The 15,205-nt window shown below is 64.8% G+C and carries 15 protein-coding genes; 10 read left to right on the plus strand and 5 right to left on the minus strand.

What is annotated here, in order from left to right; all coding sequences use genetic code 11:
* Positions 1–4 precede the first annotated feature (4 nt).
* From LDO22_RS18365 to LDO22_RS18380, 4 genes are all read left to right on the plus strand, one after another.
* Positions 5–421 carry a thioesterase family protein gene (locus tag LDO22_RS18365; protein WP_224025132.1) on the plus strand — a complete coding sequence of 139 codons (417 nt, stop codon included), beginning with the start codon at positions 5–7 and terminating at the stop codon, positions 419–421.
* 66 nt (positions 422–487) lie between these two features.
* A complete protein-coding gene (locus LDO22_RS18370; protein ID WP_159632798.1) occupies positions 488–745 on the plus strand; it encodes a PLD nuclease N-terminal domain-containing protein in 258 nt (85 codons plus the stop codon).
* 70 nt (positions 746–815) lie between these two features.
* Complete coding sequence (locus LDO22_RS18375; protein ID WP_224025133.1) at positions 816–3,047, plus strand: AAA family ATPase; 2,232 nt, start codon at positions 816–818, stop codon at positions 3,045–3,047.
* Positions 3,034–4,278 (plus strand): McrC family protein, encoded by a 1,245-nt coding sequence (locus LDO22_RS18380; RefSeq protein WP_224025134.1) that lies wholly within the window; start codon positions 3,034–3,036, stop codon positions 4,276–4,278. Before LDO22_RS18375 ends, LDO22_RS18380 begins: the two co-directional genes overlap by 14 nt.
* On the opposite strand, the gene LDO22_RS18385 is transcribed toward LDO22_RS18380, so the two are convergent.
* Positions 4,247–5,911: a HAMP domain-containing sensor histidine kinase gene (locus LDO22_RS18385; RefSeq protein ID WP_224025135.1), complete on the minus strand. Its 1,665-nt coding sequence runs from the start codon at positions 5,909–5,911 to the stop codon at positions 4,247–4,249. The genes LDO22_RS18380 and LDO22_RS18385 overlap by 32 nt on opposite strands.
* 94 nt (positions 5,912–6,005) lie before the next feature.
* On the opposite strand from LDO22_RS18385, the gene LDO22_RS18390 reads away from it, so the two are divergent.
* The gene (locus LDO22_RS18390; protein ID WP_201302455.1) at positions 6,006–6,770 is read left to right on the plus strand and encodes a response regulator transcription factor; all 765 of its coding nucleotides are present in this window, start codon (positions 6,006–6,008) and stop codon (positions 6,768–6,770) included.
* On the opposite strand, the gene LDO22_RS18395 is transcribed toward LDO22_RS18390, so the two are convergent.
* Positions 6,743–7,153, minus strand: a complete 411-nt coding sequence (locus LDO22_RS18395; RefSeq protein ID WP_159632795.1) for an Hpt domain-containing protein — start codon at positions 7,151–7,153, stop codon at positions 6,743–6,745. The two genes, LDO22_RS18390 and LDO22_RS18395, sit on opposite strands and share 28 nt — an antisense overlap.
* A 236-nt stretch (positions 7,154–7,389) precedes the next feature.
* Between LDO22_RS18395 and LDO22_RS18400 the strand changes: the two genes are divergently transcribed.
* A complete protein-coding gene (locus tag LDO22_RS18400) occupies positions 7,390–8,616 on the plus strand; it encodes a glycosyl hydrolase (RefSeq protein ID WP_224025136.1) in 1,227 nt (408 codons plus the stop codon).
* Positions 8,617–8,754: 138 nt separating this feature from the next.
* Here LDO22_RS18400 and LDO22_RS18405 read toward each other — a convergent pair whose 3' ends face one another.
* Both LDO22_RS18405 and LDO22_RS18410 read right to left on the minus strand, forming a co-directional pair.
* Positions 8,755–9,213 carry a very short patch repair endonuclease gene (locus LDO22_RS18405; RefSeq protein ID WP_224025137.1) on the minus strand — a complete coding sequence of 153 codons (459 nt, stop codon included), beginning with the start codon at positions 9,211–9,213 and terminating at the stop codon, positions 8,755–8,757.
* Between the two features lie 19 nt (positions 9,214–9,232).
* Entirely contained in the window at positions 9,233–9,667 is a 435-nt protein-coding gene (locus LDO22_RS18410; protein WP_224025138.1) for a pyridoxamine 5'-phosphate oxidase family protein, read from the minus strand.
* 186 nt (positions 9,668–9,853) lie between these two features.
* On the opposite strand from LDO22_RS18410, the gene LDO22_RS18415 reads away from it, so the two are divergent.
* The 4 genes from LDO22_RS18415 to LDO22_RS18430 all read left to right on the plus strand — a co-directional run bounded on the left by LDO22_RS18415 (position 9,854) and on the right by LDO22_RS18430 (position 14,568).
* Positions 9,854–11,581, plus strand: coding sequence for a hypothetical protein (locus tag LDO22_RS18415; RefSeq protein ID WP_224025139.1), 1,728 nt, complete (start codon positions 9,854–9,856; stop codon positions 11,579–11,581).
* A gap of 207 nt (positions 11,582–11,788) precedes the next feature.
* On the plus strand, positions 11,789–12,454 hold the full coding sequence (locus tag LDO22_RS18420; protein WP_224025140.1) for a DUF6318 family protein: 666 nt from the start codon (positions 11,789–11,791) through the stop codon (positions 12,452–12,454).
* Between the two features lie 132 nt (positions 12,455–12,586).
* On the plus strand, positions 12,587–13,381 hold the full coding sequence (locus LDO22_RS18425; protein ID WP_224025141.1) for a hypothetical protein: 795 nt from the start codon (positions 12,587–12,589) through the stop codon (positions 13,379–13,381).
* 116 nt (positions 13,382–13,497) lie between these two features.
* Complete coding sequence (locus LDO22_RS18430) at positions 13,498–14,568, plus strand: alkene reductase (protein ID WP_224025142.1); 1,071 nt, start codon at positions 13,498–13,500, stop codon at positions 14,566–14,568.
* Between the two features lie 234 nt (positions 14,569–14,802).
* On the opposite strand, the gene LDO22_RS18435 is transcribed toward LDO22_RS18430, so the two are convergent.
* On the minus strand, positions 14,803–15,120 hold the full coding sequence (locus LDO22_RS18435; RefSeq protein WP_141157959.1) for a hypothetical protein: 318 nt from the start codon (positions 15,118–15,120) through the stop codon (positions 14,803–14,805).
* Positions 15,121–15,205: the final 85 nt, after the last annotated feature.

Raw genomic sequence — 15,205 nt, forward strand, 5'->3', positions numbered from 1 at the left:
GCCGATGCGCTGGGGCGACATGGACGCCTATGGCCACATCAACAACGTCCAGATCGTGCGGATGCTGGAGGAAGCCCGCATCGCAGCCTTCGGACCGCCCCGGGGCGCGGGCCTTCCGGGCATTGAGCCCCCGGTGTCGCTGTTCAACGACGTCCCGGCCGGGACTCTTGCCCTGGTGGTGGACCACAAGATCCGTTACGTCCGGACACTGGAGTACCGCAACGTTCCTGCGGTGGTCCAGGTATGGATCGGTGCCGTCAAGGGCGCCAGCTTCGACATCCACTACCTGCTCCAGGACCCCGTTACCCGGGAGGACTGCGTGAAGGCGAGCAGCCATCTGGCGTTCGTGGATGAAGCCACGGGCCGGGTACAAAGGCTCAGCCAGGAACAGAAAGACCGGATGGCCCCCTACAGGCACTAAGACTCTGGACAGCCGGCACCGGACCTACTGGACTGGAACCACGTTGTACACCGAAAGGAAGCGCTCATGGCCGGCAACAAGAACCGCACCGCCCGGAAAAAGAAGACCTGGAAGGAAATGTCACCGGGTGCCAAGATGGGCACCATTGTGACGGGCCTGGTTCAGGTGTCCCTGCTGGTTGCCGCCCAGCGCGACATCTCCCGGCGGCCGGCAGAACTCATCAACGGGCCCAAGGCCGCGTGGCGGGCGGCGTCCTTCGTCAATTTCATCGGCCCCATGGGTTACTTCATCTTCGGCCGGAAGCACTCCGCCACGGGCAAGTAGTCCCCGCTGGCAGGAGGGCGGCCGGCACCCGTGGAGCGGCCGCCCAGCTTGACCCTGTAAATTTGAGGGCATGACCCCCACTGCCACTGTTGCCATGACCCGCGCCCTCGGCATCTCCAGGGAGATCGAGGACGCGGCATGGTTCGTGTTGGGTCCCGGCCTCCAAGGCAAGGCCTCGCCCCTGGACGGCCGCACCAGGACATGGTCCGTTCCGGCGGCCGCGGAGCTGCTCGACCGGCTGGACCGCGGCATCGCTGACCCCAAAGCCCCGATGATGACGAACCTCCGCGAAAACCTGGAGGGTGCCACCCGCGGAGCAAAACAGCTGGCCGTGGAGCTGCTCTTCCTCCAGTCCCTTCCGCTGGCCCACGAAGTGAAGTCCCTCAAGGTCAAGCGCGCCCGCGTGGCCGAAGCCGCCGGCTGGCTGGAACCGCCGCTGGAACTGCCAGAGGAGCTGTACGCCGGGATGACCGACCACGGCGTAATCCGGGACCGGACCGCCGAATTCAACTGGACCATCTGGGACCACCTGAAGTGGCTGTGCCGGTTCGTGCGGAACGTTGCCCAGCGGCCGGCTGCCGTGGTGCAGGCGGCTATCAAGGACCCCCTCCAGTTCCACCGCCTCGCCGCATCCACCCCCGACGACCAGCCCGCCATCCGCCGAAGCATCGAATTCCTGGCGTGGCCCAGCTACTTCGAGCCCGTCGTGGCGGACGTGGAGCGGCAGGAGATCCGCGACGCCTTCGCCTCCCTGGTGGGCGGCGCGAAAGGCGACGGGGAAGAGGACATCACCGCGGACATCCACCGCATCCGGCTGCACCTGGACGAGCAGGCCGGCCAGCGGATCGACTGGTACTCCCGCCAGCTGGTCAGCCAATGGCGCAAAGTGGGCGACCCCGGCCGGCGCGCCTGGCTGCTCCGGACCCACAGCGACCATGCCGAGCTGCTCACCGCCTGGCACGGCGAGGAGAAGGTGACCCTCGACGTCGAGCATCTCCGCACGCTGGACCCCGGCGTCACCGCCGGCCTGGTGCAGCACGCCGTGGACGAGGACTACAAGCACCTCGGCTACGTGGAACGCGAAGACACCAAAACCGCGGTCTTTGCCTTCCTGACCGTCATGAAGCCCGGGGACCTGGTGCTGTACCAGCACGCCGGAACCGTACGGCTGGGCGGCGTGCTGGGGGAGCCCCAGTACAACGACGACAACCGGCGCCTGCGCCGCAAGGTGCGCTGGTTCGACGACGGCCATACCGCCACCAGCCTTCCCCGGCACGTCCAGCGCCAGCTCGCCACCCCCGGCATCGTGGTGGACGTGACCCGCGTGGTCCAGGCGCTGCAGGCGCTGCTTCCGGCGGAGGCGGAAACCGAGCCCGACGGCGATACTGACGGCGCCGCCGTCGTCCCCCCTGTCCAGGAGGGTTTCCGCCCTCTGACGCAGGAATTCGCAGCCTCGCTGCACATGGAACTGGAGCCCCTCCAGGAGATCGCCGACCTGCTGGAGGAAAACCGCCAGCTGGTCCTCTACGGCCCTCCCGGCACGGGCAAGACCTACCTGGCCAAGCACCTCGCCGCGGAACTGGCGGACGACACCACGGACGAACGCGTCAAGCTGGTCCAGTTCCACCCGTCCTACGCCTACGAGGACTTCTTCGAGGGCTACCGGCCGGACAAGACGGATGAAGGCCAGGTGTCCTTCAAGCTGGTGGCCGGTCCGCTGCGCCGCCTCGCCGAGGAAGCCGCCAAGCCCGGCAACGAGAAAAAGCCGTACTTCCTGATCATCGATGAGATGAACCGCGCCAACCTGGCCAAGGTGTTCGGCGAGCTGTACTTCCTGCTGGAGTACCGCGATGACCGGATCTACCTGCAGTACAGCCCCAACGAGCCGTTCACGCTGCCGGACAACCTCTACATCATCGGCACCATGAACACCGCTGACCGGTCGATCGCGATGATGGACGCGGCTATCCGCCGGCGCTTCTCCTTCATCGAGCTGCACCCGCAGACGGAGCCGGTCAAGGGCTCCCTGCTCCGGTTCCTGGAGGCCCGCCAACTGGATACCACCCCGGCACTGCTGCTGGACGCGCTCAACGGGGCGATTGACGAGTGGGACCGGGACCTGATGATCGGCCCGTCCTACTTCATGAAGCCGGCAGCCCAAACCCCTGCAGGTCTGCGCCGGATCTGGAAGTACGAGCTCATGCCGCTGCTGGAGGAGCATTACCACGGCCAGCTGACGCGGGCGCAGCTGGAGGAGCGGTTCGGGCTGGACCAGCTGCTGGGACGCGTTGCAGCGCGCTGACCCCAGGGCGTCCGTGCGGCACCTGGTCCTGGACGAGCTGTCCACCGGGCTGGTTGAGCGGCTGGATGCGCCAAGCGCTTCCTTCCTGAATTCCAGTGGCCTGGCCAAGGCCTCGCCCATGGGCATGGGGCTGTACCGGATCGAGCCGGTAGGCAAGGTGGGCTCGGTGCGCACCCCCACGCTCCAGCTGGACGTCCGGCCCAAGGACCGGCTGGGGCTCAGCCGGCTCCTGTTTTTGCTCAGCTACGCGGGGGAGCAGGGGTTCCGCCCGGAGCTGGTGGCGGCGGACGAGGACCGGGAGCTGTGGAGCGCGCTGGCGGAGTCCCTGGCGCAGCTGGCCGAGCGTGCCTTGGGCCGCGGGGTCCTGCAGGGCTACCTCACCGTGGATGAATCCCTGCGCACGGTCAAGGGCCGGATCCGGATCTCGGACCAGATCTCCCGCCGCCCCGGCATGCTGGTCCCGCTGGAGGTCTCCTACGACGAGTTCACCGAGGACATCGCCGAGAACCGGATCCTGCGCGCCGCCCTGGAAAGGATGGGGCAGGTGCCCGGCGTCCGGCCCGAGGTGCTGGGGCGGCTGCGCCAGCTGAAGGGAAAGCTCGACGCCGTCACCCGCCTTCCAGCAGGCGCCCCGGTGCCGCCGTGGACGCCCACCAGGATGAACCTGCGCTACCACGCAGTGCTGCGGCTGGCGGAGCTGATCCTGCGCAACGCGTCCGCCGAGGCGGGGGAGGGCAGGCAGCAGACAGCGTCGTTCGTGGTGGACATGGCCCAGGTTTTCGAAGACTTCGTGGGAACGGCACTGCGCAGTGCGATGGCGTCATATCCGGGGGAGCTGCGGCTGCGTTACAACGCCCTCCTCAGCGAGGCGGTGCGCGATTCCGACCGGCTGTCCGTGCGCCCTGATGCCGTCCACATGCTCGGCGGACGCCCGGTGGTTGCCTACAACGCCAAGTACCGGGCGGCCTCGGATGCCGGCGCGTCGCTGACTGCCGACCACTACCAAATGCTGGCCCACTGCACCGCGCTCGCCGTGCCCACCGCCTGGCTGGTCTACGCGGGTAAAGGCGAGATGAAGCTCCGCCGCATCCTGAACACCGACATCGACATCGTGGAGTTCCCGCTGGATCTCAGCCAGCCGCCGTCGGCCATCCTGGCATCCATCCGGGACCTTGCCTCCCAATCCTGGGGCGAGGTGCTCAGGACCGCTGCACCGGAACCCGGAACGTAAACGTCGTTCCCTCGCCCAGCGTGCTCTCGACGTCGATGGTCCCGCCGTGGGCTTCCACGATCGCCTTGCTGATGGGCAGGCCCAGGCCGACGCCCGGGATGGCGGTGCGCCGGACGTTGCTGGTCCGGAAGAACTTGGCGAACACCTCGGAGGTGTCCTCCGGGCTCATGCCCATCCCCGTGTCCTTGACCCGGCAGGCCAAATGGCCGTTTTCCCGCGCCAGCGACACCACCACCTCGCCGCCGTCAGGGGAGTATTTGATGGCGTTGGACACCAGGTTGTCCAGGACCTGGGAGATCCTGGCGCTGTCCACGCGGGCCTCCAGCCGTTCCGGGGTTTCCGCCCGCAGTTCCACGCCGGCTGCGGCTGCGCGGGGCAACGCCGAGGACACGCTGCTGCGCACCAGTTCGGCAACATCCACGGCGTCGGGCGAGACGATCAGCTGGCCGTTCCGGCTGGCCAGCAGGTCTGACACCAGGGTCAGGAGGCGCTCGGAATTCCGGCGGATGATCTCCAGCATCTCCCGTTCAGGCTCGTCCGGATCATCGGCCAGCAGGATCTCAACGTAGCCCAGGATGGACGTCAGCGGGGTCCGGAATTCGTGGGAGACGCTGGAGACGAAGTCGTCCTTGGCGGTGAGTGCATTCACCAGGTCCGTGACGTCGCTGAAGACAATCACCGAGCCGGTGAAGTTGCCGTCGGAGTCCTTCATGGCCCGGGCCGTGGTCACGAGTGCCCGCTGGTCCTTCCCGTCACCCAGCCAGACCAGGTAATCGGTGAAGGTTTCGCCCAGGACGGCGCGGCGCACGGGACGCTCCTGGACGGGGATCAGGGTTTTCCGGTCCGGGCCGTAGACCAGCAGCTGCGATTCGTTGGGGTCCGCAATGTTCTTTGGCCGGGCCAGTTCATGGTTGGCCCGCTGCTTCCGGTTCATCAGGATGTCATGGCCGTCGGCATCAATAGCCAGCACGCCCAGATGCACGGTATCCAGCACAGTGTTCAGCAGCGATTCCTGGCGTTTGCTGGTCCGCAGGTTGGCCCGCAGCTGCTCGTCCTTTTCTTCCAGCTGCTTCTGCTGGCGCATCATGCTCAAGGTCAGGACGCTCACGGACACGCCGATGCCCAGCATCATGACGGGCAGCAGCAGTGAGCGCGCGAAGTCCTGCGGTGTGAAGTTGCCCTTCAGGAGCAGCGGCACCCAGATGATGGCCAGCGGTCCAAGGAAGGAGAACCACAGCGCGGCCCTCGGATAGTAGCCGGACGCGCAGAGCCAAATGACGGGGAAGACGGCCAGCAGGCTGATTCCCGTCAGGCTTTCCTGGCCGCCTTCGCGGCCTGCGCCGATGGAGATGAAGTCCAGCAGCGGGATGGCGAGGAAGCTGGTGTAGGGCAGCCGGTCCCAGGGGATCAGATAGCAGAGCGCCATGATGGCCAGCTGCGAAACAAGGAACGTAACAAAGAGGGGATTGCCCATGGTGTCCGGGAAGAACGCCCACACCAGGAAAGCCGTGAGGAGCGTGGTCACGAACAACGGCATCTGGCTCAGGGCCACCCGGTCCGTCAGCCGGTACTCATGGAAGGGCCGCTTGAAGAACCGCAGCCGGCCCGAGGACCAGGCAGTGGGGTCGCTCATGGCGCGGGGGACGCGGATGTGGGGGTGTGCGGGACCATACCAGCAGGATATCCGCAGCCAGCTATACTTCAGACGTTGGCACTGAGGGGGCTCTATGAGTGAGGCACGTGTGGGTCTGGTCATCGAAGATGACCACGACATTCGGGAACTGGTTCGCACTGTGCTGACCCAGGCTGGATTTGAGGTAACCGTCGCCAGCGGCGGCGCCGAGGGCGTCCTGATGGCCAAGAGCCTTAATCCCGATGTCATTACCCTGGACCTGGGGTTGCCCGACATCGACGGCTTTGAAGTCTCCCGGCAGATCCGCGAGTTCTCGGATGCGTACATCGTGATGCTGACGGCGCGCACCGAGGAACTGGACACCCTGATCGGGCTCGAATCGGGGGCCGATGACTACCTCACCAAGCCGTTCCGGCCGCGGGAGCTCCGCGCGCGGGTTGCGGCCATGATGCGCCGGCCACGGTCCGTTCCTGACCCGCACGAAGTTTCGGTGGATGCCTCCGCGGACAGCGCGGCCCATCCGGAGCGCGGAAACTTCACCCACAACGGCCTGGAGCTCAGCTACGCCTCCCGCACCGTCACCGTTGACGGCAAGGAGATGAACCTGACCCGTACGGAGTTCGAACTCCTTTACGCGCTCCTGGAAGCAGGACGGACGGTCAGGACCAAGTCCGACCTGGTGCGGCGGCTCCGCGACGAGGATTACGACGTCGGCAGCTACATCAGCGAAGCAGACGAACGTTCCGTGGAGGTCCACATGGGGAACCTGCGCAAAAAGCTGGGCGACTCGCCGCAGCAGCCACGGTGGCTGCAAACCGTTCGCGGGGTGGGTTACCGTTTGGCCCCGGGGCAGCACTGAGCCTGCAGCCGGTGCATGGTCTGCCGGCTGCACTGGGTGATGGGCCGCAGGTAGGTGGCGGCCAGTCTGGGCAGCGCCACCGCCATGTCTGCGTGGCGAGCCTCGGCCCGGATCTCGTTCTCCAGCTCCAAGGCCAGTCCGGCCAGGCGCTCTGCTCCCACCATCTGGCTTGACGTCTTCAGGCTCAGGACCGCGTCCATGGAGCCCTCCAGATCACCCGTGGTCAGGGCCAGCCGCAACCGGCCCAGCCGCTGGGGCAGGTACTCGATAAAGTTCCCCACGAAGACGCGGCTGTAGCCTTCCTCCTCCTCGAGTTCGTCCCGCAGCCGGTCCAGGACGGACTGGTCTACCAGCGGCCTGGGGGCATCATCTGATGTGCTCATGACACTCCTTTCTGCTGGTTTTGTAGACTCGGGAATCTGGGCGGTGGGCCCGGAACGCTTGCTCTTTTTCAGGTTAGGACTGTTCCCAGGACCTCGCAGAAGACTCGGCAAGAATTGTGGTTTTCTTGATGGGAGTGCGGATTTTTGCCCATAAAATCAAGGCCAGTGCTTTCTGCATTGACGCCACCGGCGGCCGCGGCCGCCTTTCAATCTGGGGATAGATTGCCGTGTTCCGAATGCTTAGGTCCTTATTTGTCGCGCTCATAATCGGGGTTGGATTGGCGGTTTCCGTCATCCAGCCGGCCAGCGCAGCAGCCACGTCACCGCAAGTTTCGCTCAACCCCACCTCCGGACCGGCCGGTTCCGCCGTGACGGTCGCCGGAACCGGGTTCAGGGCCTCCACCACAGGCACCGTGATCGTCGGGTCCACCACGTTCGCGTTCCAAACAACCTCGACGGGTGCGTTCAGCACAGGCATCACCATTCCGGCGGCGGCTACCGGGAATCTCACCATCACCGCCAAGACGTCGTCCATCAAGGCATCCGCCACATTCGTGGTCCAGGCGGCGCCGGCTCCGGCGCCCGCACCGGCGCCGGCCATCAGTTCCGCCGCCTTGCGCTTTGGAGCGGCAACGCCGGGGGGACCCCTGGCCAGTTCGGAACTGGACGAGGTTGCCACCGTGTCCGGGGAAATCCCTTCCATCGTGATGAGTTACAAGGATTTCCTACAGTCCCCGCCCATCACTGAGCTGGACGCTGTCCGCTCCCGCGGAGCCACGCCCCTGGTGACCTGGGAGCCGTGGGCATGGGGAGGCGGCGTCAACCAGCCGGCGTATTCGCTTGCCCGGATTACTGCCGGGGACTTCGACGGGTACATCAGCCAGTGGGGCCAGTCCCTCGCGGCCTGGGGCAAACCGGTCATGCTGCGCTTTGCCCACGAGATGAACGGCAACTGGTATCCCTGGGCCGAAGGCGTCAACGGCAACCAGCCAGGAGATTACATAGCCGCCTGGCGGCACGTGCACGACGTCGTTGCCGGCACGGGCGCCGCGAACGTCCAGTGGGTCTGGTCGCCCAACGTGCCGTACTGGGGCTCCACTGACCTGGCAGGCCTGTACCCGGGCCCGGGCTACGCGGACATCGTGGCCCTGGACGGCTACAACTGGGGCACCTCGCAAACCTGGAGCAGCTGGGTTTCCCCCGTGGACCTCCTCGGCCCCGGCATCTCCCAGCTCCGCACCCTGGCCCCCGGGAAACCCGTGCTGGTCGCGGAAACGGCGTCCAGCGAACTGGGCGGTTCCAAAGCGACCTGGAATACGGACCTGGTGTCCTACCTTGCCGCCCAGCCGGACGTGATGGGCTTTGTCTGGTTCCATATGCAAAAGGAAACAGACTGGCGCATCAACAGCAGTGACTCGTCGGCGTCGGCGTTCAAGTCCGCCCTGTTGGCTCGAAGAAGCTAGGGGATAGGGGATAGCTGCTCCGAAACTGTCAATGGCGGCTGCCTGATCGCCGGCAACCCGTTTATCCTGCCGCGCCAGGATCAAGGACAGTGGCCGGAGCAGCGAAAGATTTCCTCAAGATTGGCTGTTTACAGGCCTTCAGGCGCCGGCTTCGAGGAAGTGCACCAGCTGGGCTTCGAGTGCCGATCGATTCTTCAGTTCGCACTCCCAGACCGTCAGCACTTCCCAGCCGGCGTCTTCCAGCTTCCGGCGCTGGCCGGCGTCGCGTTCCCGGGTCCGGCTCCGTTTCGCTGCCCAGAACTCGGCGTTGGCCTTCGGGGCGTGCTTGCCCACCCTGCAGTCGTGGAAATGCCAGAAGCAGCCGTTGACGAAGATCACCTTGTGCCGGGCGGCGAAGACGAGGTCAGGATTGCCTGGCAGCCTGGTGCTGCCGGACCTGCCGTGCAGCCGGTACCGGTAGCCCCTGGCGTGCAGGAGCTGCCGCACCAGCAGCTCGGGTTTGGTGTTCTTCCCGCGGATCCGGGACATGTTCCAGCTGCGCTGCTCAGGAGTGAGCCTGTCTGCAGTGGGCTTGGCAGCGCTGGAATCGTCCGGCATCCTTCCAGTCTAGGAGGGCCTAGATCTCCCGTTCCGGCTGTTCGCCGAACACGAAGTGCCGGCCGCTGACGGAGGTTGGGTCGATCTCCACGTAGAAGTCCTTGAGCGTGGGGACCCAGGTCTTCAGGCCCAGTTCTTCGATGGCAGCGAGCTCGTCCGAGTTGCTGAGGACCCTTGCCGTCCCCCGGAGGACAACGGACCAGGCCTCCTGCGACAGGATGCCGTCGGTTTCGAACAGTACCTTGGCGTTGATTGTGAGTTGTGCCAGTTTGTTTCCAGGTGCCGTGCGCAGGTAGAGCTTCCGGTTGGAGGTCACGTAATTCACCGGGAAGATGTCCGGTTCCCCTGCGACGGAAACCACCAGCCGGCCATGCTGCGTTGCCGCCAGAAGCCGCCACGACTGCTCATCATCGAGTTCAAGGACAGGATTGCCGTCCGCGTGTTCAAACATCATGCGGCCATTCTTCTACGTGGAGTAGAAATACGCCAGAGGCTTTGTGCCCCCATTTCCCCCGCTTTATGACAGCAGAGTCAAGGCTTAACAGTTCGGAAACAGGTCTGTGACCGGGCTGTATTTCCCGCTGGATAGCGTCGCACGCAGGGCCATGACGGCTGAAGGCAAACGAAAGCGACGCACCCAATGGGCAACGACACAGACACAACGCAACTGCTGGAACCGGCGGCACCCGCTGGTGCCGCCGTCGTCGGACGTTCTCCGGCAATCCCTACGGCGGGCAACACTGCCGCCCTCAACGCCACCAAGGAAAGCCTGGAGGATTACACGCTGCGGTTCGCGCCGCGGTCCTACCGCAAGTGGAGTGCGGGCGTGGTGGCCACGAGTGCGCTGGGCGGCATCGCCTACCTGGCGGACTTCTCGATCGGGGCGAACATCGGCATCTCCTACGGGACGGTCAACGCGATCCTGGGAATCCTGGTGGCGGCCGTGGTCATCTTCGCCACCGGCTTTCCCTTGGCGTACTACGCCGCGCGCTACAACATCGACCTGGACCTGATCACCCGGGGCTCGGGCTTTGGCTACTACGGGTCGGTGGTCACCAACGTCATCTTTGCCACGTTCACTTTCATCTTTTTTGCGCTGGAGGGCTCCATCATGGCGCAGGGGCTGGAGCTGGGGCTCGGCATTCCGCAGTGGCTGGGTTACGCCGCGTCCACGGTGATCATCATCCCGCTGGTCATTTACGGCATGAACACGCTGGCCAAGCTCCAGGTGTGGACCACCCCGTTGTGGCTGCTCCTCATGGTGGTGCCTGTGGGATACCTGCTGGTCTCGCACCCGGAGAGCATCGACAGCTTCTTCGCCTACACCGGAGCAACGGGCGACGGCGGTCCCAACCTTGCGTCCGTGATGCTCGCCGCCGGCGTGTGCCTGTCCTTGATGGCGCAGATTGCCGAGCAGATCGACTACCTCCGGTTCATGCCGCCGCGCACCGAGGCCAACCGGAGCGCCTGGTGGCGCGCAGTGATCCTGGCCGGCCCGGGCTGGGTGATCTTCGGGGCCATCAAGCAGATCGTGGGCCTGTTCATCGCCATCTACCTGATCGCCACGCTGGATCCTGCCGCCTCCGCCACGGCCAATGAGCCCGTGCACCAGTTCCTGGGCGTGTACCAGGAGATGATGCCCGCGTGGCTGGCCATGACGCTGGCCGTGGTGCTGGTGGTCATCTCGCAGATCAAGATCAACGTCACCAACGCCTACTCCGGCTCGCTGGCCTGGACCAACTCTTTCACGCGCATCACCAAGACCTACCCGGGCCGGATGGTGTTCGTGGTGGTGAACCTGCTGATCGCGCTGGTCCTGATGGAAGCGAACATGTTCGATTTCCTCAACACCATCCTTGGGTTCTATGCCAACTGCGCCATGGCGTGGGTGGTCACCGTGGCGTCCGATATTGCCATCAACAAGTACCTGCTCAAGATTTCCCCCAAGGTGCCTGAGTTCCGCCGCGGCATGCTGTACGCCGTGAACCCTGTTGGCTTCGTGTCCATGCTGGTCTCCGCAGGGGTTTCGATTGCCGTGTTCTTCGGGGCATTTGGAACTGCGATCCAGCCGTACTCGCCCATCTTCGCGGTGGGTTTGGCGCTGGTCCTGCCACCAGTGCTGGCGCTGCTGACCCGCGGCCGCTACTACCTCCGCCGGACCGACGACGGGATCGACCTGCCCATGTTCGACGCCGACGGGAACCCCAGCGACGCCAAGCTCCTGTGCCACGTGACGGGGTTGGAGTTCGAACGGCCGGACATGGTGCGGTCGGCCCAGGACGCGTCCGACGGCGGTCCGCAGTATGTTTCGTCGCTCGCCTTGTCCACGGACAAGACAGGGGAGTTGGTCCTGCCCGCACAGAAGTAAGGTCCTGTTTTTCTTCATTCTTTATCGACGGGGGAGCCGGTGCACTTTATGCGCCGGCTCCCTTTATGACTTTTTGCTGGACGGACCCGGTGGTAAAACGGTGGGCGGTACCTGTGGATAAGTTTGATCGCCAAATTGTGACGTGGGCTACCCTTAAGGCACTGTTCGGAGCAAGCCGTCTTGAAACTACTGGGGGAATAGCGGCCCATGACATCACAGAACTCCTTTACGTCCCGCGCTGTGCCGTCGGGAGCAGCAGCCCTTGTTGTCGGTTTGACGCTCGCTTTGTCCGGCTGTAACTCCGGAGGGTCGCCGGGGCCGGGCGGCACTTCGTCCCAGGTAGCGGAGGAAAAACCTACTGCCAGCGCCACGGCCACTCCCACCCCAACGCCGAATGCCGTCTACAAGCCTGCCGACGCCTCCGGACCCGCCCAGAACGTTCCCGTGCCCGTGCTGCCCGAGGTGGCTAAGACGGAGACGAAGGAAGGTGCAGAAGCGTTCACTAAGCACTGGTTCGCGGTTCTGAGCTATGCATATGAGACGGGTGATGCTGCTTCATTCGAGAGTATTGCTCCTAGCCCATGCGAAGCGTGCCAGAAGGTTAGTAAGGTGATAAAAGATTGGCACTCTGAGGGGCGCTGGTTGGTTGGAGGAAAGCTCTCAACGCCTGTGGCAAATACGACATTCACCAAGGGCAAGAATGGCACGTATCAAGTCGCAGCTCAGGTTCACCAGGATCCGTTGATCTATATGAGGGCCGATGGAACCGTGGCTCGGACAGATCCTCAGGCGCCTGACCAAGGAAATCTGCTCGTCCTTTCCTACGCTGACGGAAAATGGTCAGTCGTTGAGCTCGGAAACATCGTCGGATAGAACATGTTTTCTTCGCGGCTGCTCTCTCTGCTCTTTGTGGCGGTCACGTCCGTTTTGTTCACGGCGTGCCCCGCGTTTGCGGAAGGTGGGGAAGACCCGGAATTTGGCGGTGCTTGGAATCCCGGCCTCACGATGGGTGGGCATACTTGGGATCCCGAACGGAAAGAGTTTGTTCCGGCACGCCCCGATATCGCCTCCGAAGACCCCAACGAATACAAGTACGAACTTCAGTGCCATCTTGGCGGAGGCGACTTCGATACGCCCTGCCTCGCCCGCCAGCTCGACTGCAAAGACCGTGAGGACGGCGCCAAGGGCATCCCGGTCATGTGGCTGTCGCGGCCCCGGGGTGTGCCGGGGGCTGTTTGGGCGCATCACTCGGGCCCCACCTGCCTTTACGATCCGAAGCCCGAGGACCTCCTGCCCAGGATCGCCGCGGATATCCAGCGGCAGTTCCAGAACCTCCCTGTCAATGCCGGGGCGGTCGTGGCCCAGCCCAGCCCCAACACCCTCCGAGGCGCCGAGACGAATTTCTACGCGGAAGCGGCTGAACAGCAGTTCGACATCACCATGTTCGGCCAGAAAGTCCACGTGGTGGCCACACCGGTGCAGTACACGTGGAACTACGGAGATGGCACAGTCTTCGGCCCGCAGCCTTCCATGGGCGGCCCGTTGCCGCAGGACCGGTGGGGCGAAAAGACCCGCACCAGCCACGCGTATGCCTCCACGGGCGATTTCCAGGTTGTCCTGACCACCTCGTTCCAGGGCGCGTACTCAGTGAACTCCGGGCCGCCGCTGCCGATCCCCGGCCAAGGCCAGTTCAACGCACCACCGCAAACCATCAGTGTGTGGCGTTCGCTCACCCGCAACTACGCCGACGACTGCAACGCCAATCCGCAGGGCCAGGGCTGCCCCGGTGTCGGAGGATAGCGCGGGGACCGAGGGAAACCTGTGATCCCCGTCGCACTGGCGGAAGTCCGGAATAGTTGCACGCGCCCCACAGTTGGCAAAGACAGTACGTCTTAAGCCTTCGAAAGGAACTGCGCATGCTGTTTTCCCCACTCACCCTCGGCGAACTTGAACTTCCCAACCGCCTGGTGATGGCACCCCTCACCCGCCTCCGCGCAGGTGAGAAAGGCATCCCCGGACCGCTCCTGGCCGAGCACTACCGCCAGCGCGCCTCCCTGGGCCTGATCGTCAGCGAGGGCACGTACCCCACCCCGGCCGGCCAGGCCTACCCGGGCCAGCCCGGTATCGTCACCGAAGAACAGGTTGCCGGGTGGAAGACGGTTACCGAAGCCGTCCACGCCGAAGGCGGACGCATGTTCGCACAGATCATGCATGGCGGCCGCGTTTCCCACTCCGACATCACCGGTGGGCTGCCTATCGTCGCTCCCAGCGCCGTAGCCATCGACGGCGTGGTCCGGACACCGGCCGGCAAGCAGCCGTACCCCGTGCCGCACGCCCTCACCACGGACGAACTCCCCATGGTCATCCAGGAATTCGTCAACGCTTCGCTGAACGCCATCGAGGCAGGGTTCGACGGCGTGGAACTGCACGCGGCCAACGGCTACCTCCTGCACGAGTTCCTGGCGCCGAACTCCAACGTCCGGACGGACAGCTACGGCGGTTCACCGGAAAACCGCGCCCGCTTCGTCATCGAAACCATCAACGCCGTGGTGGCAGCCCTTGGCGCGAACCGCGTGGGTGTGCGCATTTCCCCCGAGCACAACGTGCAGGGCATCGCCGAGACGGACGCAGCGGACGTTCGGGCCACCTACGAGGTCCTCGTGGACAGCATCGCACCGCTCAACCTGGCATACCTGAGCATCCTGCACCACGAGCCCACCGGCGAACTTGTCCAGGACCTTCGTGCACGCTTCGGCGGAACCTTCCTGGTGAACACCGGCTTCGGCGTGATCACCACGCGCGAAGAAGCCGTGAACCTGGTGGCGGAAGGCCACGCAGACGCCGTTGTGGTGGGACGCCCCGCCATCGCCAACCCGGACCTTGCCCGGCGCTGGAAGGAAAGCCTCCCGCTCAACGAGCCCGACGCCTCCACGTTCTACGCGGAGGGCGCCACCGGTTACACGGATTACCCTCTGTACCAGGGCTAAGCGGCGGCCCACCGGCCAACCCGGATGAAACAACGACGGCGGCACCCATCATGGGTGCCGCCGTCGTTGGCTGTCAGGGGTGCTGGTCCCGGACAGCGGCGCCGGAGGCCATCCGACGACCCCCGGCTGAAGACTTGTGTGGCCCGCCGGACTCCACTGGAAGCCGGCGGTGATCAGATGCTACTCCATCGAATGGACTCTTACCAGAGCCAGTTTTGCCACCTGGGAAGTTAGCTACAGAACGGCCTCGCGGCCTGTGCCTTCCTTCATCAGCAGGCGCCCATCCTCGATCGAAACCAGCACGCTCTTGGGTTTCCCGCTGACCTTGGTAATGGCTTTCAACCCCCGATTCGTGACCTCAACTCCCACCTGTGCGCCCTTTGCCGGCAACTCCACGGACACCTCGGATGCAATGCCGAGCAGCGGATTGGTCGAGATTCCCAGGTCCCGCCGCACCTCCTTGCCGTTGACGGTCACGGTGACGTTAGCCTCATCGAATCCCTCCTGAAACACCACAAGCAGTTCCCGCATGATGGCCTCTTCCTCGAGCATGGGCGCCAGTAACGGCATGTCCACTACAGCACTTTGCCGGGCCCAGCGGAATACCCTCCCGTCCCCTGCTGAATCCCCAACCGCA

This window comes from Arthrobacter sp. NicSoilC5 (genome assembly GCF_019977395.1).
Lineage (GTDB): Bacteria > Actinomycetota > Actinomycetes > Actinomycetales > Micrococcaceae > Arthrobacter.